General features: G+C 64.5%; 20 protein-coding genes. 8 read left to right on the plus strand and 12 right to left on the minus strand.

Annotated elements, in window-relative coordinates:
* Positions 1 to 20: 20 nt before the first annotated feature.
* Together ASG86_RS09005 and ASG86_RS20990 are read right to left on the minus strand one after the other, a co-directional pair.
* Complete coding sequence (locus ASG86_RS09005) at positions 21 to 719, minus strand: adenylate/guanylate cyclase domain-containing protein (protein WP_056332733.1); 699 nt, start codon at positions 717 to 719, stop codon at positions 21 to 23.
* 271 nt (positions 720 to 990) lie between these two features.
* Complete coding sequence (locus tag ASG86_RS20990) at positions 991 to 1545, minus strand: nitrilase-related carbon-nitrogen hydrolase (protein WP_235565147.1); 555 nt, start codon at positions 1543 to 1545, stop codon at positions 991 to 993.
* Between the two features lie 98 nt (positions 1546 to 1643).
* Between ASG86_RS20990 and ASG86_RS09015 the strand changes: the two genes are divergently transcribed.
* Positions 1644 to 2402: a FadR/GntR family transcriptional regulator gene (locus ASG86_RS09015; RefSeq protein WP_056332739.1), complete on the plus strand. Its 759-nt coding sequence runs from the start codon at positions 1644 to 1646 to the stop codon at positions 2400 to 2402.
* Between the two features lie 825 nt (positions 2403 to 3227).
* A complete protein-coding gene (locus tag ASG86_RS21200) occupies positions 3228 to 3770 on the plus strand; it encodes an endonuclease VII domain-containing protein (protein WP_082566737.1) in 543 nt (180 codons plus the stop codon).
* 260 nt (positions 3771 to 4030) lie between these two features.
* Here the strand turns inward: ASG86_RS21200 and ASG86_RS09020 are convergent, their stop codons facing one another.
* Positions 4031 to 5443: an amino acid permease gene (locus ASG86_RS09020; protein WP_056332742.1), complete on the minus strand. Its 1413-nt coding sequence runs from the start codon at positions 5441 to 5443 to the stop codon at positions 4031 to 4033.
* Between the two features lie 43 nt (positions 5444 to 5486).
* Positions 5487 to 6584, minus strand: coding sequence for a histidinol-phosphate transaminase (gene hisC / locus ASG86_RS09025; protein WP_056332744.1), 1098 nt, complete (start codon positions 6582 to 6584; stop codon positions 5487 to 5489).
* Positions 6585 to 6677: 93 nt separating this feature from the next.
* Between hisC and ASG86_RS09030 the strand changes: the two genes are divergently transcribed.
* Both ASG86_RS09030 and ASG86_RS09035 read left to right on the plus strand, forming a co-directional pair.
* Positions 6678 to 7181 (plus strand): Lrp/AsnC family transcriptional regulator, encoded by a 504-nt coding sequence (locus ASG86_RS09030; protein ID WP_056332747.1) that lies wholly within the window; start codon positions 6678 to 6680, stop codon positions 7179 to 7181.
* A gap of 119 nt (positions 7182 to 7300) precedes the next feature.
* Positions 7301 to 8959, plus strand: coding sequence for a thiamine pyrophosphate-binding protein (locus ASG86_RS09035; protein WP_056332750.1), 1659 nt, complete (start codon positions 7301 to 7303; stop codon positions 8957 to 8959).
* Positions 8960 to 9013: 54 nt separating this feature from the next.
* On the opposite strand, the gene ASG86_RS09040 is transcribed toward ASG86_RS09035, so the two are convergent.
* Positions 9014 to 11170, minus strand: coding sequence for a GmrSD restriction endonuclease domain-containing protein (locus ASG86_RS09040; RefSeq protein ID WP_200946211.1), 2157 nt, complete (start codon positions 11168 to 11170; stop codon positions 9014 to 9016).
* A gap of 370 nt (positions 11171 to 11540) precedes the next feature.
* Between ASG86_RS09040 and ASG86_RS09045 the strand changes: the two genes are divergently transcribed.
* The 4 genes from ASG86_RS09045 to ASG86_RS09060 all read left to right on the plus strand — a co-directional run bounded on the left by ASG86_RS09045 (position 11541) and on the right by ASG86_RS09060 (position 15073).
* Positions 11541 to 11729: a hypothetical protein gene (locus tag ASG86_RS09045; RefSeq protein ID WP_056332753.1), complete on the plus strand. Its 189-nt coding sequence runs from the start codon at positions 11541 to 11543 to the stop codon at positions 11727 to 11729.
* Positions 11730 to 11866: 137 nt separating this feature from the next.
* Positions 11867 to 12616: an SDR family oxidoreductase gene (locus ASG86_RS09050; protein ID WP_056332756.1), complete on the plus strand. Its 750-nt coding sequence runs from the start codon at positions 11867 to 11869 to the stop codon at positions 12614 to 12616.
* 84 nt (positions 12617 to 12700) lie between these two features.
* The gene (locus tag ASG86_RS09055; RefSeq protein ID WP_056332760.1) at positions 12701 to 13456 is read left to right on the plus strand and encodes a hypothetical protein; all 756 of its coding nucleotides are present in this window, start codon (positions 12701 to 12703) and stop codon (positions 13454 to 13456) included.
* A gap of 72 nt (positions 13457 to 13528) precedes the next feature.
* Positions 13529 to 15073 (plus strand): HD domain-containing phosphohydrolase, encoded by a 1545-nt coding sequence (locus ASG86_RS09060; RefSeq protein ID WP_235565148.1) that lies wholly within the window; start codon positions 13529 to 13531, stop codon positions 15071 to 15073.
* An 87-nt stretch (positions 15074 to 15160) separates the two neighbouring features.
* Here the strand turns inward: ASG86_RS09060 and ASG86_RS09065 are convergent, their stop codons facing one another.
* From ASG86_RS09065 to ASG86_RS09095, 7 genes are all read right to left on the minus strand, one after another.
* A complete protein-coding gene (locus ASG86_RS09065; RefSeq protein ID WP_056332992.1) occupies positions 15161 to 16675 on the minus strand; it encodes an MFS transporter in 1515 nt (504 codons plus the stop codon).
* Positions 16676 to 16805: 130 nt separating this feature from the next.
* Complete coding sequence (locus ASG86_RS09070) at positions 16806 to 17909, minus strand: oxidoreductase (protein WP_056332767.1); 1104 nt, start codon at positions 17907 to 17909, stop codon at positions 16806 to 16808.
* On the minus strand, positions 17906 to 18220 hold the full coding sequence (locus ASG86_RS09075) for a hypothetical protein (protein WP_162253497.1): 315 nt from the start codon (positions 18218 to 18220) through the stop codon (positions 17906 to 17908). The genes ASG86_RS09070 and ASG86_RS09075 overlap by 4 nt, the downstream gene beginning before the upstream one ends.
* Before the next feature lie 75 nt (positions 18221 to 18295).
* Entirely contained in the window at positions 18296 to 19042 is a 747-nt protein-coding gene (locus ASG86_RS09080) for an SDR family NAD(P)-dependent oxidoreductase (RefSeq protein WP_056332773.1), read from the minus strand.
* Positions 19043 to 19066: 24 nt separating this feature from the next.
* Positions 19067 to 19834 carry an SDR family NAD(P)-dependent oxidoreductase gene (locus ASG86_RS09085; protein WP_056332776.1) on the minus strand — a complete coding sequence of 256 codons (768 nt, stop codon included), beginning with the start codon at positions 19832 to 19834 and terminating at the stop codon, positions 19067 to 19069.
* Complete coding sequence (locus tag ASG86_RS09090) at positions 19821 to 21212, minus strand: MFS transporter (RefSeq protein ID WP_056332779.1); 1392 nt, start codon at positions 21210 to 21212, stop codon at positions 19821 to 19823. Before ASG86_RS09090 ends, ASG86_RS09085 begins: the two co-directional genes overlap by 14 nt.
* On the minus strand, positions 21209 to 22099 hold the full coding sequence (locus ASG86_RS09095; protein WP_056332781.1) for a polysaccharide deacetylase family protein: 891 nt from the start codon (positions 22097 to 22099) through the stop codon (positions 21209 to 21211). Before ASG86_RS09095 ends, ASG86_RS09090 begins: the two co-directional genes overlap by 4 nt.
* Positions 22100 to 22120: the final 21 nt, after the last annotated feature.

Here is a 22120-nt window from a genome sequence, read left to right on the forward strand (position 1 = left end):
AGAGGTCTGCCCACGATGGATCATGGGGCCCACGTATAGGACGAACCGTAGTAGGCCACGGACTTGTTGCCATAGCTCTGGGTGCCCCTTGGTGTCCACATGTCGATCTTGTTGGCGAATTTTGAGGCATCGTTGAGCTGGTTGTACACCGAAGCGGATATGTTGATGGTTTTGCCGCCGCGGATCTCGCTGAGTTTCGCGGCAACGTTCGGTGCGCCACCGACCGACACAATGTCGTTCTCACCGTGAACACCGCCCCGGACGAGCATAGCTGGGCCAGTGTCGATACCAACTCCGTGGGCCATCTTCCACGTGAAGTTATTCCACTTGTCCTGGAGAGCGGGGTTAATCACCTTTGTGACTGCCCAAGAGATGTTCATTGCGGCCTTGGCAGCATCGGAATTCTTACTGTCACCGATGAAGATTCCCATCACACGGTCTCCATCGAAGCTGCGGATGTGTCCACCCCTCGCCCGGATAATCCGTGTGGCTGCGTTGAGGTAGGAGCGGATAACCTTTGCCGCCGCCCAATCTTTGTATGCCTGGGCCAAACCGGTGGAATCTGCCATGTCTGCGTAGAGATAGGTTGCGTCAAGGCGCACGGCACCGTTGCTCAACGCTATGTCTTTGGCCTCGGGCACCACTTGCCCGTCCCGCTCCACCCATGCAGGCAGCAGTACACCGCTTACGCCGGCTTCAACATCTTCTTTGAGTCCCACGGAAAGTTCATCCCCTTCTGTGGAGGAACTTCCCCCACAGGAAGATAGCACTTCAGATACCCAGAGAACTGCATGGAATGGGATCTCTTCGCCTTGCTGTCTATCTTCATTCGTACTGCGCCGGGTTGGATAGCAATCGGGCGGCTGGACAGAAGCGCGTTATGCCGCCAATCAAAACCGACTGTATTTGTTGTGGAGCACGCTCGTCTCTGTTTTGTCGTGGCCCGCCCCTGCTAGCGTGCTTTTTACTTGACTGCGAAAACTAAACCAGTCAAAACGTTGGCGGCACTTCTCTGATGAGCGGGCAAAGGGACGGCAAGATTTGGTGCTTCCGAGACCAAGGCTGGGATCTCGAGCCGGAACTCGTTGGGTAAGTCCGGATGAGCGCCGTAGAAAAGTGCAAGCATGCGTTGAACGCGCCGGATCCCCGGGGGGGGCGGGACGTAATCTTCAGCAAATGATCAAAGGACCAACTGTTGACCGGGTAGTCCGGAGAAGACAGGACCAGCTGGGTATTAAACAGCTGCCCTTCCGGACCGCGTTCGCAGACGCTGCCGGGGACCAGCCAGATGTTCAGGTCTTCCGCGAGCTGTTTGAGCTCTTTGACCCGCGGCCCGTCCAGGGGCTCGGCACTGGCCTGGAGCATTTCGATCCGCTGCAGGTCCGGGTTTTGGTCGCCGAAAAGGTGCAGCTCGGGGAAGACGACCAGCTTGCTGTGCGGCTGGGCTTCGAGGGCTTCTTTGACCTCGTCGGCAAAGACAGAGACGGGTTCGCCGATGGGCCTGGGCCTTGCTTGGGCCGCGACGAGGGGAAGGATGCGTTGCATGGGTTTTTCTCCGCTGTGGAGGTGTAATCCGGGTTATATTAGATCAGAATGATCCAATAAAGGGAAGGGGCGCTGCTGTGGGCCGTAAAGTAGCGAATATGACCCGTCAGCTGGAGGACACCGCCGAGCCCTTGCGCCTTGGTTCCGGCAGGATGTCCGGGATGGAGCGGCGCAGCGCCATGGACGCTGTTCGGATGCGGATCGGGATGGCTATTTCGCTGGGGCTTTTGAAGCCGGGCGAGCGACTGCCGGACCAGGAGGACGTTGCCTTGGGTTTGTCGGTCAGCCCGATTACCGCCCGCCGTGCGCTGGCGAGCCTGGCGGAGCAGGGTGTGGTGGTGCGCCGGCGCGGCCGGGCCGGCGGGACTTTTGTGGCGGACGCGCCGCCGTCGGATGTTTTGGCCTCACTGTCCGCGTCGCCGGCGGAGTCCCAGGCTGTGAACCGGCTGGTGGACCGGCGGCTGCTGTTCGAGTGCGCCGTGACACACTACGCCGCCGTCAACGCCACGACTGAACAGCTGGATGAGCTGGACCGGCTAACGCATGAGATGGCCGAGGCGACCGGCTGGTCCTACTACCACAGGATGGACGAGCAGTTCCATCAACTGGTGGGTACTGCATCGTGCCTGGACTCCGCCGTCGAGGTTTATCACGAAACTCTCGCCGACCTCTACGACTACTTGATCCCCTACCCCATCGAGAAGCTGCAAAAGTCCAACCATGACCACATCGCCCTGGTTGCAGCCCTCCGCGCCGGCAACGTTGAGGAATCGGTGGAGGTGGCACGGAAGCACGTGGACATCCTGCACAGGACCATGTTTATGGGGCTGGTCGAAGGCGGTCATAAGCCGCAATGACTGATTGAATAGGCGCCAGCCCGGCCGCACGTCCTGCTCCCGCGCCCGAAGCCAACCGCTCTCGTTGCCGTCTCTACTGGATGCGATAGTCGGTCGCTGACACTGATAGCCGGCCTGTAGTGCGTAGCGCACATTCCAAGAAGCTCGATTACGCACACCTATTTCTGCCAAGCTTATAGCGGCCCACCGGGGTAGTGCTCCATAGGGCCCTGCTTGGCCTGTTTTGTCGGTGCCGCCGGTTAAAGTTCCGGCATGGAGATAAAAAAAGACGCTGAAGGATGGAATCAGTGCAGCGCCCTCCCCAATTATGGGTGCGAGCTCCGCACTCGGAACAAGGGCGGCAAGTACTGCAATTCGCACGCCCTCCAGATGAACCGAGGTGAAGAGTTCAGACCTCTTCAAACCCGAGGGGTAGGCCGTGGCCTGACATGCGCGGGCCCGGGCCGCAACGGGGATCCCTGCGACCGACGAGTGACGCAGCTTAATCTTCCCCCAGGACCCCTCTGCAAAGGACATGCAACGCAGCTTGAACGAGACGGGGAGATGTGGCAATTTCCACCAAAAGGGGATGAATGGAACGATTGCGCGGCCTTCGACTACAGCTGCGGACGAAAGTCGGTAACCAGCGGTTCGCGGTTCTGCGGCACTCATTATAACCAGTACTACCGCGGCGAGCTGACCCCCATCAAGCGGAAGGCACCTAACGGCACGCGGTGCGTGGGCCCCGGACCTGACGGCACGGAATGCGGACGGAAAGACATGTACCAGCATGACCCCATGCCGTTATGCAAATCCCACACTAACCAGTACAACGACACGGGCGAGATGCGGGTGATCGTTCCCCGCTACAAGCTGGCATCTTTGGAGAGGGACGACGATGGCAACAAGCGATGCACGACGTGTCGACAATGGCTGCCCGAAGACAATTTCGGAAAAGGCGATTCGGGCGACAAATTGTCGTCCCGCTGCCTACGGTGCGCTAATGATGCCTCCCGTGCGCGGAAGTTTGGGATTACTCGGGAGACGTACGATGCCCTCCTATCCTTTCAAGGCGGCGTCTGTTGGATATGCAAGCAGCCCCCGGACTTCGGCCGCACTTCGCTGAGCGTGGATCACGATCACAACTGTTGCCCCGAAAAATACAAAACATGCGGCAGCTGCATACGTGGGCTGGTCTGCGGATCATGCAATCTTGCCCTCGGACTGTTTGATCACAAGCCCGAGCGGCTGGAAGCAGGCTTCAAATATCTGGTCGAAGGAGTACCGCACGTTTTGGCATACCTTCGGTCGAGAGCGGATGCTGCCAATTTGCCGATTCTTGGTAGCCCACAGCAGGGATATGCCGACCCCACTTTAGGGAATGCCTGAAAATTTTGGTTGCGGAATCGACGCTGGTGGGCTGGTTCGGAGCAAGTGCAAGCATAGTGAACTGTGCCTGACATAGTTTGGAAGGCCGAGTTATAGAGCACACAGCGCGACGAGACCCTCTGGTGACATAGTTGCATGACTGGGCTGCGGCCGATGGGCCGATGGGCCATCACGGCATGAAGTGTGCGAGGGCGCGTCCGGCGGTAGCCGGACGCGCCCTCACTGTTCTCACTCGGGATGAAGTTGCCCGTCCCCCAAGCTCAGTCGATGAGCACCGACTGCTTCGCACCCTCCGAAGCTTCAACCCGGCCCGAGACCTTCCCGGACCGGTGGTGCAGCCAGTTCGCCACCGCCAGCAGCACCACGAGCCCGATGGTGCTCAGGAGCTGGGGACGGGAATCCTCGCCGATGAAGCCCACTGTGAAGATCGCCGCGAGGATGAGCAGCCCGAAGGACGTGAGCCACGGGAACCCGGGCATCCGCAGGGGAAGCGCCGTTCCTTCACGGTCGGCGCGGAGGCGCAGCGCGAGCTGGGCCAGAAGCGCGGATGTCCACACCAGCAGGCAGGTTGAACCCACGATGTTGAGCAAAACGCCAAGCACCATCTCGGGGAAGGCCAGCTCCAGCACCACCGTGACCACGCCGAAGGCAACGCTCGCCAGTACAGCGACAACGGGCACCCGGGCCTTGGACACGGAAGCAAGCAGGCGGGGTGCTTCGCCCCGCTCCGCGAGGGAGTACGCCATCCGGGAGGCACCGTAGAGGTTGGCGTTAAGGGCGGATAGCAGGGCGGCGACGGCTACCAGGGTGATGGCCGTGGCAGCACCCGGCATGCCCGCCGCGTCCAGCACAGCGGCGAACGGGCTCTTCAACCCCGCGGAACCCACAGGAACCACGGCCGCGATCACGAAGATCGCGCCGATGTAGAACACCAGGATGCGCCACAGCACCGTCCGGACCGCCTTCTTCACGCTGCGGGCAGGCTCGGCCGTCTCGGCTGCTGCCACGGAAACGATCTCGGTGCCGCCGAACGCGAACGCCACCACGAACAGAGCGGTGGCGATCCCGCCGAAGCCGCTGGGTGCGAACCCGGCACCGGTGAAGTTGGACAGGCCCGGCGACTGGACGCCCGGCAGCCAGCCGAAGAGCAGGGCAGCGCCCACCAGGAGGAACCCGACGATCGCCGCCACCTTGAGCAGGGCGAACCAGAACTCGAACTCGCCGAAGTTCTTCACGCTGGTCAGGTTCACGGCGGTGAGCACCACGATGAACACGAAGGCCATCAGCCACACCGGCAGCGCGGGGAAGATGGTGGCCAGCAGGCCTGCCGCTCCGAGCGCTTCGGCCGCGATGACGACGACGAGCTGCAGCCACCAGAGCCAGCCCACCGTCGCGCCGGCCACCGGCCCGTAGGCCTTGGCGGTGTAGACGGAGAAGGCACCGCTGTCCGGGTTGGCGGCGGCCATTTCGCCGAGCGCCCACATCACCAGGATGATGAGCGTTCCGGCCACGAGGTAGGAGATCAGCACCGCCGGGCCGGCAGCCTGGATGCCTGCCCCGGAGCCGATGAACAGGCCCGCGCCGATGGCGCTTCCCAGGCCCATCATGGTGAGCTGCCGAGGTTTGAGGGCTGCGCCGAGTGGGCGGGCAGACGTCTTCGTCTGTTGTTCCATGGGGTTTCCTCTGGTTGTAGGTGGAACTGATGGGGATAAAAGGTCAGGCTGCGTGGGCTTCGAGGAGCCGGAGCACGCGGTTGTTGGAGGCGGGATCGGCAGCGGTGATCCGCACGCCGTCGCCCTGGTAGGCCCGGACCATGATGCCCGCGCGGTCGAACGCATCCACCAGCCGTGCCAGCAGGTGCTCGTCAGCACGGATCCACAGGAAGTTGCCCTGGCTCGGCTGCAGCTTCCAGCCCTGGGCTTCCAGCTCAGCGGCCATTCGTGCGCGTTCCTGCTTTACGGCGGAGACCCGCACTTCCATCTCCTCCCCCGCGTCCAGCGACGCGACGGCCGCCTTCTGGGCCAGCGCGCTCACGCCGAAGGGAAGGGCGGTCCGGCGCAGCCCCTCGGCGATGGCCGGCGCCGCCACGGCGTAGCCCACGCGGAGGCCGGCGAGTCCGTAGGCCTTGGAGAAGGTGCGCAGGATGCAGACGTTCGGGTACCGGCGGTAGAGCGCCAGGGAGTCGGGGCCGCTTCCGGCGTCGGCGTACTCCACGTACGCCTCGTCAATCACCACCAGGACGTTGGACGGGACGGACTGCAGAAACTCCTCGAGTCGCTCGTGGCTGATCGGCACGCCGGTGGGGTTGTTGGGCGTGCAGAGCAGGATCACCTTGGTGCGCTCGGTGACGGCCGCGGCCATGGCGTCCAGATCGTGGCCCTCGGCGTCGTCCAGCGGGATGCGTACCGGCCGGGCGCCCGCCAGCTCCACCAGGATGGGGTACGCCTCGAAGGAGCGCCACGCGAACACCACTTCATCGCCGGCGTCGCACAGTCCGGTGATGATCTGCTGCAGGACGCCCACGCTGCCCGGGCCCACCGCGACCTCTTCGGCGGTGACGCGCAGGTGCCGGGCCAGCCGTTCGCGGAGTTCGACGGCGGCCATGTCAGGGTAGCGGTTCATCCTGCCGACCGCTTCGGTCACCGCAGCCATTGCGGCGGGCAGTGGGTCGTAGTGGCTTTCGTTGCTGGCGAGGGCGGCGATGTCCGCGCCAACGCTGCGCCGGCCCGGGACGTAGGACGGAAGGCCGGTCACCGCGTCGCGCAGGGTGGGCAACGCAGTTTGGGGTACGGCCAAAAGCTGATCACTGGTCATGAGGTCCGATCATGGAAGTGACCCGGACCACAATGCAAGGTAGGCTCCGGTGCTTGGGACTTTTGCTCAACTTCTAGTACCTCTGGTGAAAATATGACCATCGCAAACTCGCGCACGCTCGATTCCCTCGACGGCCGGATCATCCTCGCCCTGGACAAGGACCCCGAAGCCAGCGCCCTGGCACTCTCCCGGACACTCGGCGTCGCACGCAACACCGTCCACGCCCGGCTGGCACGGCTGGAGCGCAGCGGCGCGCTCCGCTCCTTCAGCCGCCGGCTTGACCCCGCCGCCCTGGGCTACGAGCTGATGGCCTTCCTGTCCCTCTCGATCAGCCAGACGCGGACCGGTTCGGTGGAGAACGGGCTCGCCGCGATCCCGGAAGTCATCGAGGTGCACGCCACCACCGGGGACGCGGACCTCATGGCCAAGGTGGTGGCCCGCGGCACGGCCGACCTCTACCGCATCACCAACGAGATCCTCGAGATCGACGGGATCGAGCGGACCAGCACGGCCATCTCCATCCTGGAACTCATGCCGCCCCGCTACGACGGCCTCATCAGCCGGCTGTCCAAGGAGGAATCGCGCCCTTCGGAGTAAGTGCGCGTGACCGGCGCTACAAATGGGCAAATTGTCAGCGTCATCTCCTCCTGCTGCCAAAAGTCCCAGCAGCATCCAGCGGTATTGCAAATGTGAGATGCAGGACACACGATGCCTGCATGACTACTCTCACCGTCTCCGGCCGCGTGGCGCAGGTTCTCAGCAGCTATGTCAGCGACGTCTTCGGCGTCATGGGCAACGGCAACGTCTACTTCCTGGACGCCGTGGAGCAGCAGGGCCTCCGCTTCACCCCCGTCCGGCATGAGGGTGCCGCCATCGCCGCGGCCGACGCCTACTACCGGGCGTCCGGACGGCTCGCAGTGGGCACCACCACCTACGGGCCCGGCTACACCAACGCGCTCACCGCCCTGGCGGAGGCAGTCAAGGCGCAGATCCCCGCCGTGCTGGTCACCGGGGACGCGCCCACCAGCGGCGCCCGGCCCTGGGACGTGGACCAGGCCGCCATCGCCGCCGGCCTGGGCGCAGCCACCTTCACCGTCACCCGCGACGCCGCGGGTGCCATCACCCGGCAGGCGGTGGAGTATGCACTCACCCGGCGCACCGCCGTCGTGCTTGCCATCCCGTACGACGTCGCCGCACTCGAGGCCGGGGACGAGGACCTTCCAGAACCGGCGGCACCTCAGGTGACGCACGACGGCGGCACGGACCTTGGGCAGGTGGCCCGCCTGCTCGCCGGGGCCAGGCGGCCGCTGATCCTCGCCGGCCGCGGCGCGCACCTGGCCGGCGCCGGCCCGGAACTCCGCGAACTCGCCGACCGGCTCGGCGCACTGACCGCCGGAACCGCCCTAGCGCTCAACCTCCTCAATGGCGAGGGGTACCTGGGCGTGGCCGGCGGTTTCGGCACCGACACCGCGGCCGGGCTCATGGGCGAGGCCGACGTGGTCCTGGTGGCCGGGGCCAGCCTGAGCCCGTTCACCCTGCGGTTCGGGCACCTGCTGGGCCCGGACAGCACGGTCATCCAGATCGACACCGCCCTGCAGCCGACCAACCCGCGGGTGGACCTGTTCGTTCAGGCGGATGTGAAGTCTGCTGCTTCCCGACTGTTGTTGCTGCTGGACGGCGAGGCCGCTTTGGCTGGTTGGCGGGCAGAAGCTTCGCGGCGCCTCGCTTCGGGGCCGGGGCATGAGGCCGGTTCTGTGGAAACTAATGACGGCCGGCTGGACCCGCGCGCCCTCGCCATCGCGCTGGAAACCGTGATTCCGGAGCGCCGCACAGTGGTCCAGGACGGCGGCCACTTCATCGGCTGGGCGCCCATGTACTGGAACATCCCGCGGCCGCAGGACCTGGTGATGGTGGGCACCGCCTTCCAGTCGATCGGGCTGGGACTCGCGAGCGCCGTCGGGGCAGCCCGGGCGGTGGAGGACGGCCGCACGCTGGTGCTGGCCTCCGGCGACGGCGGCTTCCTGATGGGGCTGGCCGACCTCGAATCACTGATCGGTGCGGCCCGGAGCGCGATCGTGGTGATCTACAACGACGCCGCCTACGGGGCCGAGATCCACCAGTACGGCTCGCAGGGCCTGACCGAGAAACCGATGCTGATTCCGGAGGTGGACTTCAGTGGTGTGGCGCGGGCTTTGGGGGCGGAGTCCGCTGTCATCCGCTCACTATCAGACCTTTCCGCACTGCAGGAGTGGATCGATGCCGGGGCTCATGGGACGTTCGTTGCCGACTGCCGGATCACGTCCAGCGTCCGGGCCCCGTGGCTGACCGAGTGGATGAACGCAACACGGGCGGCGAAGGCTGCAGTGATTGGTTAGGTAATTCCCACGGCAGTGCGACCGTTTCCGGTGGCTGGTTATAGCCAGGACAATTTACTTCGGCTCGTTCATCTTTGCTTCCTGCTTTGTGCGGTGTGTCTCGTGATACTCAGTTCGGAGAGCGCTGAGACGACGACCATCGGGTAGTTCCCAGAAGGACCAGCCATTGGTGGCACCCTTACGAATGTGATGACCAGCGCCTGAAGGGGTTGAAAACTTCTTCCCATCGTCCGTAAGCAACTCGCCAGTTGCAAGCACTTCGCATTTGCGATCGGCCCATTGGCCGTACCGAGCCCGCAACACGGTCCCCACCGGAAGAAGCCCCGATGCCACAAGTTCACGCGTGCTTGTCTCCGGTAACCCTGCCACCGGCCCCGTGCTTACGACGCCGACGTGGCCCTCCGGGATGCGCCAAGTTGCTATAAGTGCATCCGCAACGTCGGAGGTCCTGTGGTCGATCTCCTTCTCGCTCCAACCGTCAACGGAAAGTTCGCGGATTCTACGATTCATTAGAAGAACGTCGTGGCGTTCGAGTTTGGCGCGTTTCCCGTTCTCTCCCAGCCAAGGCCCATTGGACACTGCAGAGTTTAGAGTCGCGGTTAGAAGAGTAAGGTTCCCGAACCTATGTATGTGCGATTCGCGCTCCACTTCTTCCGCTAGGTCGCTCACCGGCCAATGCTGGGTCCAACTTTGAGGCATTAAGTGTTCAATGGGGAGGCCTACTCGTGCAACGCGCGTTCCGGTCGCGGACGGGGTGGAGCCCGTATATCCTCGGTAGTGATCCTCGACTGCTTCGAGAAACATACGCAGGCGGCCCCGTCTGAAGCGCCTATACGCTGCATCGGCGGCCAGTGCTGTGCGCAGTTCCTCGTCCCCGGGCCAATAGGTACTGGCTGCATTCAGATTAGTAAGAGAGCGTTCGATACTTTCCACCAAGTCGGTGTCAGCAATACGACGATGAACACCGATTAGTTCGGCAACGACTCGCCCCATGTCACCCAACGAAAGTCTAAGCAACGCTCGCCGCATGAACCAGCTCTCCAGCATGGCAACAACTTTGTCCCGAGGGCCCTGCGAGACCTCTGACCCAGGCTCATGAAGCCACAACAACACCGGCTTTAGTGCCTCAATCTCGGCAGCTTGACTGCGGTAAACACACATCTCAACGACGCTGAGCTCCGCATGCGGATCGGCCGCGCGTTCTGTCCATCTTTGGTATTGGCTCGCCTGATCTTTAATGCTCCTCAATAGCGTTGCCATCGGGAAGCTGGCCTCGTGCTCCACATAATGCTTAAAGCGGGTGAAGGTTGACTTCGGGCCAATCTCTTCTCCTACTCTGGAGACGAGCCATTGATTCAGGAACAGTGAACTGCGTGAGATGGGGTATCGCCCCACGCTGATCTCCTTTTCCCAAAACTTCGTGTCAAACGGCCACAGGTCCCTGTATGCCATATGCGTATCTATGCCCTCAGCAGTAAGACGCTGAAAGACAAAATTCTTGATTAGGTCGGCAGCAGTTAAGGGCGTCCCCCTTGCATTCAGGGTCTCGAATATCTCCTGGGAATTCTCGTCTGCGCGCAGACCTATCACAACGATTTGTAGTGACTGGGTAAGGACGTTGGCAAGCGCATTGGCCCTTACTGCGACCATTTCGTCTCCCGCTTCACACGTCCACGATGCAATCTGTTCAGCAAAGTACTGATGAGCTCGGGGGATCAGTGAGGAAGCATGATTCAGTGTGGGGTATGCGACCGGAGGATCGGTGAGCATGATTTCGTCATAGGCCTCCCGGTCGCGATTGGAATGACGCAGCTTGAGCGGAACGTCTTCTCCCTGCACAAAAGCGATCGGATTCTGTGTCAAAGCTTCAAGCTGGCCGGTAACCTGGTCTACTCCTGCCGCCTCAAAGACCGAGGCCGCTGCGTCGAATAACAGCTGCAAAGTTGTAAGCCTTTGCTGGCCATCGATTATCGACCAAGACTGCAGCGAACCCATCTGACCAGGCATTGACTGCAAAACGACCGCACCCAAAAAGTGCGTCGGCGAGGCTGCAGGGTTGGCAAGCCTCAAGTCCACCAATCGGCGAACATCCTGCCACAACGGTACCCACTGATTGTCCTGCTCCCACACATATGGGCGTTGAAACAAGGGCACAACGAGGTGCTGCGGCATCGTGAACACCTCTAAGGGCGTTCGAACAGCAGTGTCCATTTGTTCGTCTCCTCCTAGCCAAATGCCGCGTGCCAGCAAGACTGGGGCTAATGAGGACGAGCCTATTATGTTTCCGTTCATCACCCCCTGACTCGACACGTCATTCTCCAAAGCTCTGTCATCTCAAATAACCAGCCTTTGCAATCTGGCCACCCCATGCGTGCGATACGCCGCTTCCCGGCCACATCCGGCATAGACAAACCAAGGCAACTGGTTGTCCCAGTCATGAAGACAATCGCTTACAGCGAATGCGGAAACCCGGACCTCCTCGAACCGGCGAGCAGCGCATGCCGAACTGAAGGCTCCGTCCCCTGAGGACGGAGCCTTCGCTGTGCCCACTGCGTTCGTGAGAGGCTAAAAGAAACTCGCATTGGGGGACACTGTGGATATTGCCTGGATGCTGCTCAACGCGGCAGTTCTGATTGTGCCGATCGCCATCGGCGTGGCACTTCTGTACTGGATCATCCGGCTGGGCGTGAAGCACGGCCTGCGTTCGTACTACGCGGAGAACACCCGTGAGACGGCCATGGAGGCACCACAGCCCCGCGGCCTGGGTTAGTCCACGCTCTCCCCCACCCGGGGCGACCTGCAGCGGGCCATCAGCCCGAACCGCACTCCCCAGTGCGCGCACACCACACGGCAGGGACACTGAAAAACACCGGCGTTTTGTCGTAGGACCGGCTTAGGATTTCTTCCATGAGGATTGCCGTTGCCGGGGGAACCGGTACAGTGGGCCGCCACGTTGTGGCCATCGCCAGGGAGCGCGGGCATGATGTGGTCAGCCTCAGCCGCACCGAAGGAGTGGACCTGGTCACCGGGCGTGGCCTCGACCATGCACTCCAGGATGTCGAAACCGTCATCGACGTCTCCGGCCTCCAGACCCTTTCCACCAAGAAAGCCGTGGACTTCTTCACCAACGCCACCCAGAACCTGCTGGCGGCCGAGAAAAAAGCCGGCGTAAAGCACCATGTGGCGCTGTCCATCGTGGGCATCGACAAGGCCAATTCAGGACTGTACGCCGGGAAGCTGGTGCAGGAGGACGAAGTCAGGCACGGCGGCATTCCCTGGACCCTCCTCCGGTCCACCCAGTTCCACGAGTTCGTACCGATGTCCATCAAGGCCGCCTCCGTGGGTCCGCTGGTCATGGTGCCCACCATGGTCACCCAGCCGGTGTCGGCAAAAGAGGTGGCCGAGACCCTGGTGACCGCGGCCGAGGCCGGCCCGACGGGACGCCTCCCGGACCTCGGCGGCCCGCGGACGGAACAACTGAAAGGCCTGGTCGCGGCCTACCTGGCCAAGACGCAGCAGAAAAAACGGATCGTTCCGCTGCACCTTCCCGGCCCCATGGGCAAGGCAATGCGCAACGGCGGCCTGATCCCGGCGCCGGGATCCGCCGTCGGACACCAGACGTTCCTGGAGTGGCTCGACGCCATCGACGCCGCGTAAAAGCCGATGCCAAATGGGGCAGTTGCCCCATGCCCTTGCTGCGGACCGGTCCTAGTCTCAGGGCATAGAGAAAAGGAGGCGGCCATGACCACCTACCAGCCGCAGTCATCAGCAGAGGCAACACCGACACTTGCCGACCTTCCGGAAGACCCAGCGGAGCATTTCGCCGGCTACGCCGTCCTGGGGTTGCCTTTTACCAGCGGCCATTACCTGGCGTTCCGGGATTTTCCGGTGAGCTCCGTTGGCCCCGGCTACCGCTCCGTCTGGCACCGCACGCCCGGCGGCGAGTGGACCATCTACGCCAACACCGCACCGGAGTTCAGCTGCGCACGCTACTTCGGGGCGGCCGTGCACCATACGGTGGAGACCGACGTCAACATCCAGTGGAGCGGGCCGTTCACCGCGGTCATTACGGTTCCGGGCGTCATTGACTGGCGCCTGCAGCTGGGCACCTCCGCGGCCACCTCAATACTGACCGCCATGGCCGTCCGGATGCCCGAAACGCTGTGGCGCAGTGAGCCCGTGCTCCACGCCATGGGAGCATTCGCGGGGCCATTGCTGAACGCCGGCAAGATGAAGGTCTCCGGTGTGGTGCCCAACGGCCAGACGTTCCAGGCCCAGCCCCGGCAGTTGTGGCTGGTCACGGATTCCCAGGCGACCATCCTGGGTGAGGACGCGGGACGGCCCGGGGCGTTGGCGGTGCAGGACCACCTGGCGGACTTCTGGCTTCCGCAACGTGGACTGTTCGGAGCCCGGGTGGGCGTGCGGTTCCCGTCCACCGCCCGTGCCGGCAAAGCGGAATCCGCGCGCATAAGGGCCCGGAAGAACCAGGCGGCGTGATGGCGGCGGGCCGGTCCCTACGGCCCGCCGACCCCTACTGCCCGAGGCGATGGCTTCCCTAGAATGGCACGTGTGAAGCAGCCAACGGCTGGACCCCGACGCAGTGAAGTCCTGGCCGCGCTGTCCCTCGCCATCGACCTGGGCCTGGGGCAACCGATGGAGCACATGCTGCGGTCCTGCCTGCTGGCGTTGCGGATCGCCAAGGCAGCGGGCGTTGACGCCGCCGGCCAGGGCAGGCTCTACTACGCCAACCAGGTGGCCTGGATCGGCTGCCACGCGGATTCCTTCGAACTGGCAGCGCTGTTCACGGACGATATCGCTTTCCGCGCCGATTACTACAACCGCGACCAGCACGGACTGCCCATGTACGCCGGCATGTTCAGCCATGCCGGCGCGGGCCTCCCGCCGCTGGCCCGCTTTGCATACTGGACGCGTTTCGCGGCGACGGGCAGCACCGCCGTGCGCAACATGATTGCCTCGCACTGTATTTCCGCCGGGGTGTTGGCCACCAATGTGGGGCTCGACGGCGGCGTGGCAGGACTGCTTGCCCACACCTTTGAGCGGTGGGACGGCAAGGGCCTGCCGGAGGGAGTCGCGGGGCCGGACATCCCGCTGGAAATGCGGATCATGCACCTCGCGGATACGGCAGAGGTGTTCCTGCGGCAGGAGGGTGTGGCCGGTGCTGTGGCGATGGTACGGGCGCGGCGCGGCAGCCAGTTCGATCCCGCCCTGGCCGGGCTATTCATCGACCAGGCCGAGGCGCTCACCGAAGGACTCCTCGAGGTCGACTGCTGGCAGGCGGCCCTGGACCTGGCTCCCACCGACGCTCCCCTGTCCGGCCCCCAACTGGACGCGGTCCTCCAAGCGGTGGGTGACTTCGCCGACCTCAAATCTCCCTACACCGCCGGGCACTCCCGCGCCGTGGCGGCCCTCGCAGCGGCCGCCGGCGAGATACACGGGCTGCCGGCCGACGACGTCACGCAGCTCCGCCGGGCAGGATGGGTGCACGACATCGGCCGGCTGGGAGTATCCAACCAGGTGTGGGACAAGAAGGAGCCGCTCTCCCGGGCGGATCTGGAACGCATCCACATGCATCCGTACCTCGGGGAACGGATCCTCAGCCGCGTCCCCGGGCTGAAGGGCGAGGCGGCCCTGACCGGGCTGCACCATGAGCGGCTGGACGGGTCAGGCTACCCACGCGGAATTGACGGAACGGAGCTCGGGATCAAGCAGCGGATCCTGGCGGCCGCAGACTCCTACCATGCCTCCCTGGAGCCGCGTCCGCACCGGGCCGCGCTCACGCCGGCCGATGCAGCCGCCAGGCTTCGGCAGGAAGTTTCAGCCTGCCGGATCAGCCGCGAGGCTGCAGACGCCGTGCTTACATCGGCCGGCCAGCAGCCCCACCGCCGGCCTGCCGCTCCGGCCGGGCTTACCCCCAGGGAAGTGGAAATCCTGGGCATGCTGTGCCGCGGCATGACCCCGGCTGAGATAGCCGCCAGCCTGTTTCTGGCCCGCAAGACCGTCCGCAACCACGTGGAGCACATCTACGCCAAGATCGGTGCAACCAACCGGGTGGGTGCCACACTGTTCGCGGTACGGAACGGCCTGACCCACTAACCCGGAGGCGCCGCCGCGTCAAAGCCGGGGCGTCACTTCATCGGCTGGGCCCCCATGTACTGGAACATCCCACGGGACGTCCCTGCATCACATTACGGTGGGCTTACCGGGCCGCCCCTTGTGCTCCGCCCGCGCGGTCTCAAAACTGCTCTCGAACGGCAGTGAGTCCAGGTCCAGCAGCGGGTTGTTGTCCTGCGTCTCCACGAGCTTCCGGGCGGCTTCCTCCGAGTCCACGCTGGGCATGGACCCGGGCAGGTGCCGGCCGGCTGATTCGGGCAGGAACCGGATGGCCACGGCGGCAACCACGGCCACCGCCATCAGGTAGTAGGCCGGCATCATGTCATTGCCGGTCAGTTCGATGAGGGCCGCGATGATGAACGGGGCCGTCCCGCCGAAGATGGCTACCGCCAGATTGTAGGCGATGCCCATGGCGGAGTACCGGTGCTCGGTGGGAAACAGCGCCGGCAGCGCCGAGGCGAGGTTCGGCACCGAAAACGCCACCGGGAAGGCGATGAGGGCCAGGCCCAGGAGCGTTGCCGGGACGCTGCCCACCGCTATCGCCAGGAACGCGGGAACCGCGAACACCACAGTGCTCAACGCCCCGATCCACAGCACCCGACGGCGTCCGATCCGGTCAGAGAGTAGCCCGGTGAAGGGGATACACAACGCCATGACCACCAGGACCGGGAGGGTCAGCAGCGTCCCCTCAACCTCGTCGTACCCCTTGTTGCTGGTCAGGTACGTGGGCATGTAGGACGTCAGGGCGTAGGCCACCGTATTGGCCGCCGCCGCCAGGATCATGGCCAGCACGAGGGGCCGCCAGTGCGCCTTCACAATGCCCACCGGCCCTACCGGCCGGAGCTCCTCTCCCGTCTCCGGATGCTTCGCCGCCACGGCTTCGGCTTCCAGCGTGGCCTTGAACGCGGACGACTCCTCGATCTTCATCCGGAAGTAGACGGCGACGATACCCAGCGGACCGGCCACCAGGAACGGGATCCGCCAGCCCCACTCCCCCATCTGCTCCTGGCCCAGGGCCAGCTGAAGCGCCGATACCACCGCCCCGCCGGCCGCGAAACCGAGGTAGCTGCCCATGTCCAGGAAGCTGACGTAGAAGCCCCGGCGCCGGTCCGGCGCGTGTTCGCACACAAAGGTGGTGGCTCCCGAGTACTCGCCGCCGGTGGAAAACCCCTGCACCAGCTTGGTGGCCACCAGCAGCACCGCAGCCCAGAGGCCCAGCACCCCGTACCCCGGAAGCAGGCCGACAGCGAACGTTGCGGCGGCCATAAGCATCAGCGTCATGGCGAGCACCTTCTGGCGGCCGATCTTGTCCCCCAGCCAGCCGAAGAAGATGCCGCCCAGCGGCCGGGCGATGAACGTGGCGGCGAACGTTCCCAGCAGGAACAGGTTCTGCACCGCCTTGTCCGCCTCGGGCAGGAACACCGGCCCCATGGTGGTGATCAGGTAGCCGAACACACCAACGTCGTACCACTCCATCGTGTTGCCCACGATGGTCCCGCCCAGCGCCTTCCGCAGCGTCCGGTGGTTCACCACATTGACGTCGGATACCTTCAGCCGCCGCTGCTGCCCGTTGTGCTCTGTCATGGCCACGCTCACCGCCGCCTCGCTGATCACGCTGGGCACACGCCGTCGTTCTTCCGGCCGGTTTGGCTGGCAGGAGCCCAACACTTGTGAACATCCTGCCACTGCCGCACCGTCATCGAAAGTGGTCTGCCTAGGCGGGATCCTCCAATTCCCAGTCCTTCACATCCGCCAGCGGAGCGAAGATGGCGGGGTCCAGCTCCTCGAATTCCAGGTTGTTGCGGACAAGGTGCGGCCAGTTCCGGTTGGCCAGGGCGGCCTTGCCGAGCGCAACCACGTCCGCCGCGCCTTCTGCCAGCAGGGACACGGCGGTGTCCGGATCATCCAGTTGGCCGTTGGCGATCACCGGCAGGCCCGAGTACTTCTTCGCCAAGACAGCCAGGCTTTCCCCAGCATCGGCGAACGCGGGCTCGGTGGCGCGGTATTCGGTGGTGTGGACAAAATCGATGCCGGTCGCGCCCAGCGTGCCGAAAATGACTTCGGCTTCTTCCACTCCCCCGCTCCACTTGTGGTCGGTGTCGCTGACCTTGGCCTGGGAGATGCGGATCCCCACCGTCATGTCCGGGCCAACGGCCTCGCGGACATCGTGGCAGATTTCAGCGGCGAGCCGCACCCTGTTTTCCGCTGAGCCGCCGTAGCGGTCCTCGCGCTGGTTCAGGTAGTCCGTGAGGAACTGGTCCAGCAGGTACCCGTTGGCACCATGGATCTCGACGCCGTCGAACCCGGCCCTCTGCGCGTGCAGCGCGGCCGTGACGAAGCCATCCCGCACCTCTTTCATCTGGGACAAGGTGATTGCGGAAGGCACGGGGTACGGGCCTTCGCCGCGGTAGAACCCCAACTGCTCCCCCTTGGGTGCCACCGCCGATGGTCCCACCGAGGAAGTGACAAAGCGGTTCCCCTGGCTCTGTGCCCCCGCATGCATCAGCTGGGCGAAGATCTTCGAACCCGCCGCGTGGACGCCGTCGACCACTGTCGCCCAGGACTGGGCCTGCTCCTCCGTCGCGATGCCGGGCTGGTGGTGGTAGCCCTGGCTGTGGGCGGTGTCCGGGTAGATGCCTTCCGTGATCAGCAGCCCGAAGCCGCCGCGCGCGAACCCCCGGTAGTAGGAAGCCATTCTCTCCGTGGCGTGCCCGTCCTCCGTGGCGCTGATCCGTGTCATGGGGGCCAGCGCAACCCGGTTGTCCAGTTCCGTGGAACCGATCCGGATGGGTGACCAGAGCGGGGTGTAATCAGTCATTCAATAATCTCCTTGGGGTATTTGGCTGCGGCCGGGTCCGGCAGCAGCCCAGCCGCGCGCGCCGGCAGGCCCGCGTTGGCTGGATCAGCTGCGTACGCCTTCCGGCGCCTGCGCAGGCGCTCCAGAACAGAAGCGTCAGGAAAGCAGGCGAGCGCGGCGGTCCACAGTTCTTCGAGGGTCTGGCACTGGGCAGAAGCCCCGGAGGGTCCGGTTATCTGCCAGCCATCCTTGAGGGCCGTCACCTTCGGGGCACCCGGAAGGCCGGTGCAAACCGCGTTGATCGTGCCTGCCACGATCAGGTGCTGCCGCATTGTGCGCACCGGTCCCAGAGCAGGGTCGGCAACGGTTGTCCTTCCGCAGGCACCGCACATGTTCGTTCCCTTCCCCTACGGCATGACGTCGCCGGAGTTAGGCCCCAGCGTCTGTCCCACAAACAGGTTTCCGCCAGGGTCGCTGGCCAGCAGCAGGGCGGCCGGGGCCACTTCGGCCGGCGTCCCGAAGCGCCGGAGCGGCAGCTCGGCACGTTTCGCGGCCTTCCAGCTTTCCGAGATGCCCTCCACCAGCGGCGTTTCTATCGGCCCCGGGGCGATGCAGTTGACCAGGACATTGTCCGCCGCCGTTTCCAGGGCGAGTGCCTTGGAAAGGCCCACCACGCCGGCCTTGGCGGCACTGTAGTGGGTCAGCCCCACGCCGCCCTTGATGGCCAGCTGGGAGGCGATGTTGATGATGCGGCCCCACTTCCGCTGCCGCATCTCCCCCACCACCTCCCGGCAGCACAGGAACACACCGGTCAGGTCCACCGTGAGGGTCTCATTCCACATGGCCAGGGACATGTCCTCCAGCGGGGACTCCGTCAGCAGGCCCGCGCTGTTGACCAGGACGTCGATCCCGCCCAGCCTGTCCCGGGCTTCGGCGAAGGCAGCCCGCACACTGGCTTCATCCGCAACGTCCACGCGGATGGTGCCGTCCCCTCCGGCCCGATCCAGCACGGCCACCCGGTCTCCGTTGGCCAGGAAGGCCTCGGCGATGGCCTTGCCGATCCCGCTGGAACCGCCGGTGACCACCACCCCTCTGCCGTTCCCGGACAAAGCGCTCCCGGAGTCTTCGTCAGTGGCATGGGTCGATGTGTTCATGGTGTCCTTTCCTTCGCAGGGCTGTCAGGCGCGCATCTTCACGGTGAGGCCGCCGTCAACCACCAGGGCCTGCCCCGTGATGTAGCGGGAGTCATCGGAAGTGAGGAACCCGATCACGCTGGCCACTTCCTCCGGCTTGCCCACCCGGCCCCAGGGAATGTCGTTCCCGGCCCGCTTCAGCCCCTCGGGCCCCAGCGAATTCACCGGGTCCAGGGACTGCGGGGTCTCAATGAGCCCCGGGATCACGGCATTGGCGCGGATCTTCCGCGGGCCGAGCTCCACGGCCACGCTCCGGACCAGACCCAGGACGCCTGCCTTGGCGGCGGCATAGTGGGCGTGTTCCTCCCACCCGTACACCCCGCCGGCGATGGACGACACGGCAACCAGCGCGCCGCCGTCGGTCATTCTCTCCGCCCCCGCTCGCAGCGTGCGCAGCACGCCGGTGAGGTCCACGTTGAGCATGTCGTGCCAGCGCTCGTCCGTCATCTCCCCCAGCGGGGAATTGCGGAGGATGCCCGCGTTGGCGATGGCATAGTCCAGCCGGCCGTACTCGTCCACGGCCCGCTGGGCCAGGGCGTCCACGGATGCGGTGGTGCGGACGTCCACTTCGTGGATCACCGCTTCACCGTTGGCCTCCTTGACCAAGCGGAGGGTTTCCTCGGGGTCATGGGGATCGCCGGGGAAGGTGCCGATGACGGACGCCACCCCTCTGTGGGCGTAGTGGACGGCCAGGGCGCGGCCGATGCCGCTGGCGGCACCGGTGATGATGGCAACGTTGTTAGGCGACGTCATGGGGGTGGTCCTCCATCAGGGCTTCAGCAGGGGGCTTGGCGGCGATCATCAGGAGTCCGGAGACCAGGGTGCCCAGGGCTCCGACCCACAGGGCTGCAGTGCCGGTGCCGGCACCGGCGGCAATGGCGGTGAAGATGGCGCCGCCGAGGATGGTTCCGGGCTGGCTCATGGCGCCGATGAAGGCGGTTCCGGTGGCCCGGCAGCTCACCGGGTAGCACTCGGCCATGAAGTACTGGATGGCGGCGTACGGGCCCACCAGGAAGAACAGGCCGGCGCCGTAGGTCAGGATGATCATGAACGGGCTGGTGGCGATGGGGCTGAGCATGATGGAGAAGGAGATGCCGGAAAGGATCCAGCCGCCGATGATGGTGCGCTTCCGGCCGATCTTGTCACCGAGCCAGCCGTGGAAGACGTAGCCGAAGTAGGCCAGCAGGTTGATGACGATCAGCATCCAGAAGGCGTCCGAGAGTTCCACGCCTTTCGCGTTCTTGAGCACGGAGCTGCCCAGGACGCTGAAGATGGTGATGCCGAAGAAGTTCACAATCCAGGCGAGCGAGAACACGAAGGTGTTCCGGCGCAGGTGCGGTTCCCAGATCCGCTTGAGCGGGGCTGCCGAGGAGTGCTCCACGCCGTAGGCGTGGGCCAGGGCGTGCGCGTCATCCGTCTTGCCGTGCTTTTCGAGCTCGGTCAGCTTGTGGTGCAACTCGAACTGGGGTGTTTCCTTGAGCTTCTTGGCGATGACCCAGACGATGACGGCGGCCGGAATGGTGGCCATCAGGTACAGGGCGCGCCAGCCCAGGGAGGGCAGGAAGGCCAGGGCCAGTGCGCTGGCCAGCAGGAAGCCGAGCGGCCAGCCGCCCTGGATGAAGGAGTAGTGGAAACCGGGGCGCTTACGCTTATCAGCCACCTCGGTGACCTGGTAGACCTCGTTCATGTAGGTGGCGTTCACGGCCTGCTCGGAGAAGCCGAGCCCGCCGAAGGAACGGACCACCACCAGCATGGCGTTGCTGAGGAACGGAATTCCGGTAGGAATTGCGGCTGTAAGGGCGGAGACGACGGCGGTCCCACCAATGGTGGTCATCATGCCTTTGCGCCGTCCCAGCCGGTCAATGACCGGGCCGATGCCGAAGCACACGATGGCGGTGCCGACGGCGATCCAGGTGTTGATGGCGTATGCCTCGGGGGCGGACCAGCCGAATTCCTGCTGCATGGCCGGCAGCAGGGTGCCGAACAGGCCGTAGTCGAAGACGGCCACGGTCCAGGCCAGCAGGGCAAGGACGGTTGCGGTGGTGGTGTGGCGCTTGGAAAAGACCGGGAAGCGGCGCTTCTCGTCCGGGCGGGGCTGCGACAGGTCGACAGCCGGATCTTGAACGGTCATGACTTGTTGTCCTTACGGGGGCTGCGGGAAAGGAAGGAATCGGCGATCTGGTCGAAGGTGCACCAGGTAACGCCCTCATGGGAGTTGATGTGTTCGATCAGGCGCTCAAGCATGAGCAGCACCTGCGGGCGGCCGGAGACGTCCGGGTGGATGGTCATGGTGAAGACGGCCTGGTCCATTTCGCGGTAAACCCAGTCGAACTGGTCGCGCCACATCTCCTCGATGTCGCGGGGGTTGACGAACCCGTGCGAGTTCGGCGCCGCCTTGATGAACATCATGGGAGGCAGGTCATCCAGGTACCAGTTGGCCGGAATCTCAACCAGGTCCGTTTCCTCCCCGCGCACCAGCGGCTCCATCCAGGTTTGGGCGTCCTTGGTGTAGTCGATCTTTTTCCACGAGTCGCCCACGCGGACGTAGTACGGCTCGAAGTCGCGGTGCATCAGCGAGTGGTCGTACTTGATGCCCCGTTCAAGGAGGATTTCGTTGGTGACCGGCGAGAATTCCCACCACGGCGCCACGTAGCCCGTGGGCCGGCGCCCGGACACCTTCTCGATCAGTTCAATCGAGCGGTCCAGGATGGCGGTCTCCTGTTCCCGGGTCATGGCGATCGGGTTTTCGTGCGAGTACCCGTGCACGCCGATCTCGTGTCCGGCGTCGACGATCATCTGCGTCAGTTCGGGGAAGGTCTCGATCGAGTGGCCCGGCACGAACCAGGTGGCCGGGAGGTTGTATTTCTGGAACAGGCGGATGAGCCGGGGTCCCCCAACTTCGCCGCTGAACAGGCCCCGGCTGATGTCGCACGGGGAGTCCTCGCCTCCATAGGAGCCGAGCATGCCCGCCACTGCGTCCACGTCCACGCCGAAGGCGACTTGAATGTCCTTAGCCATGAGATTTTCCTTTCAATGTGT

Origin of the sequence: Arthrobacter sp. Soil764, assembly GCF_001428075.1 — a bacterium.
Classification (GTDB): domain Bacteria; phylum Actinomycetota; class Actinomycetes; order Actinomycetales; family Micrococcaceae; genus Arthrobacter.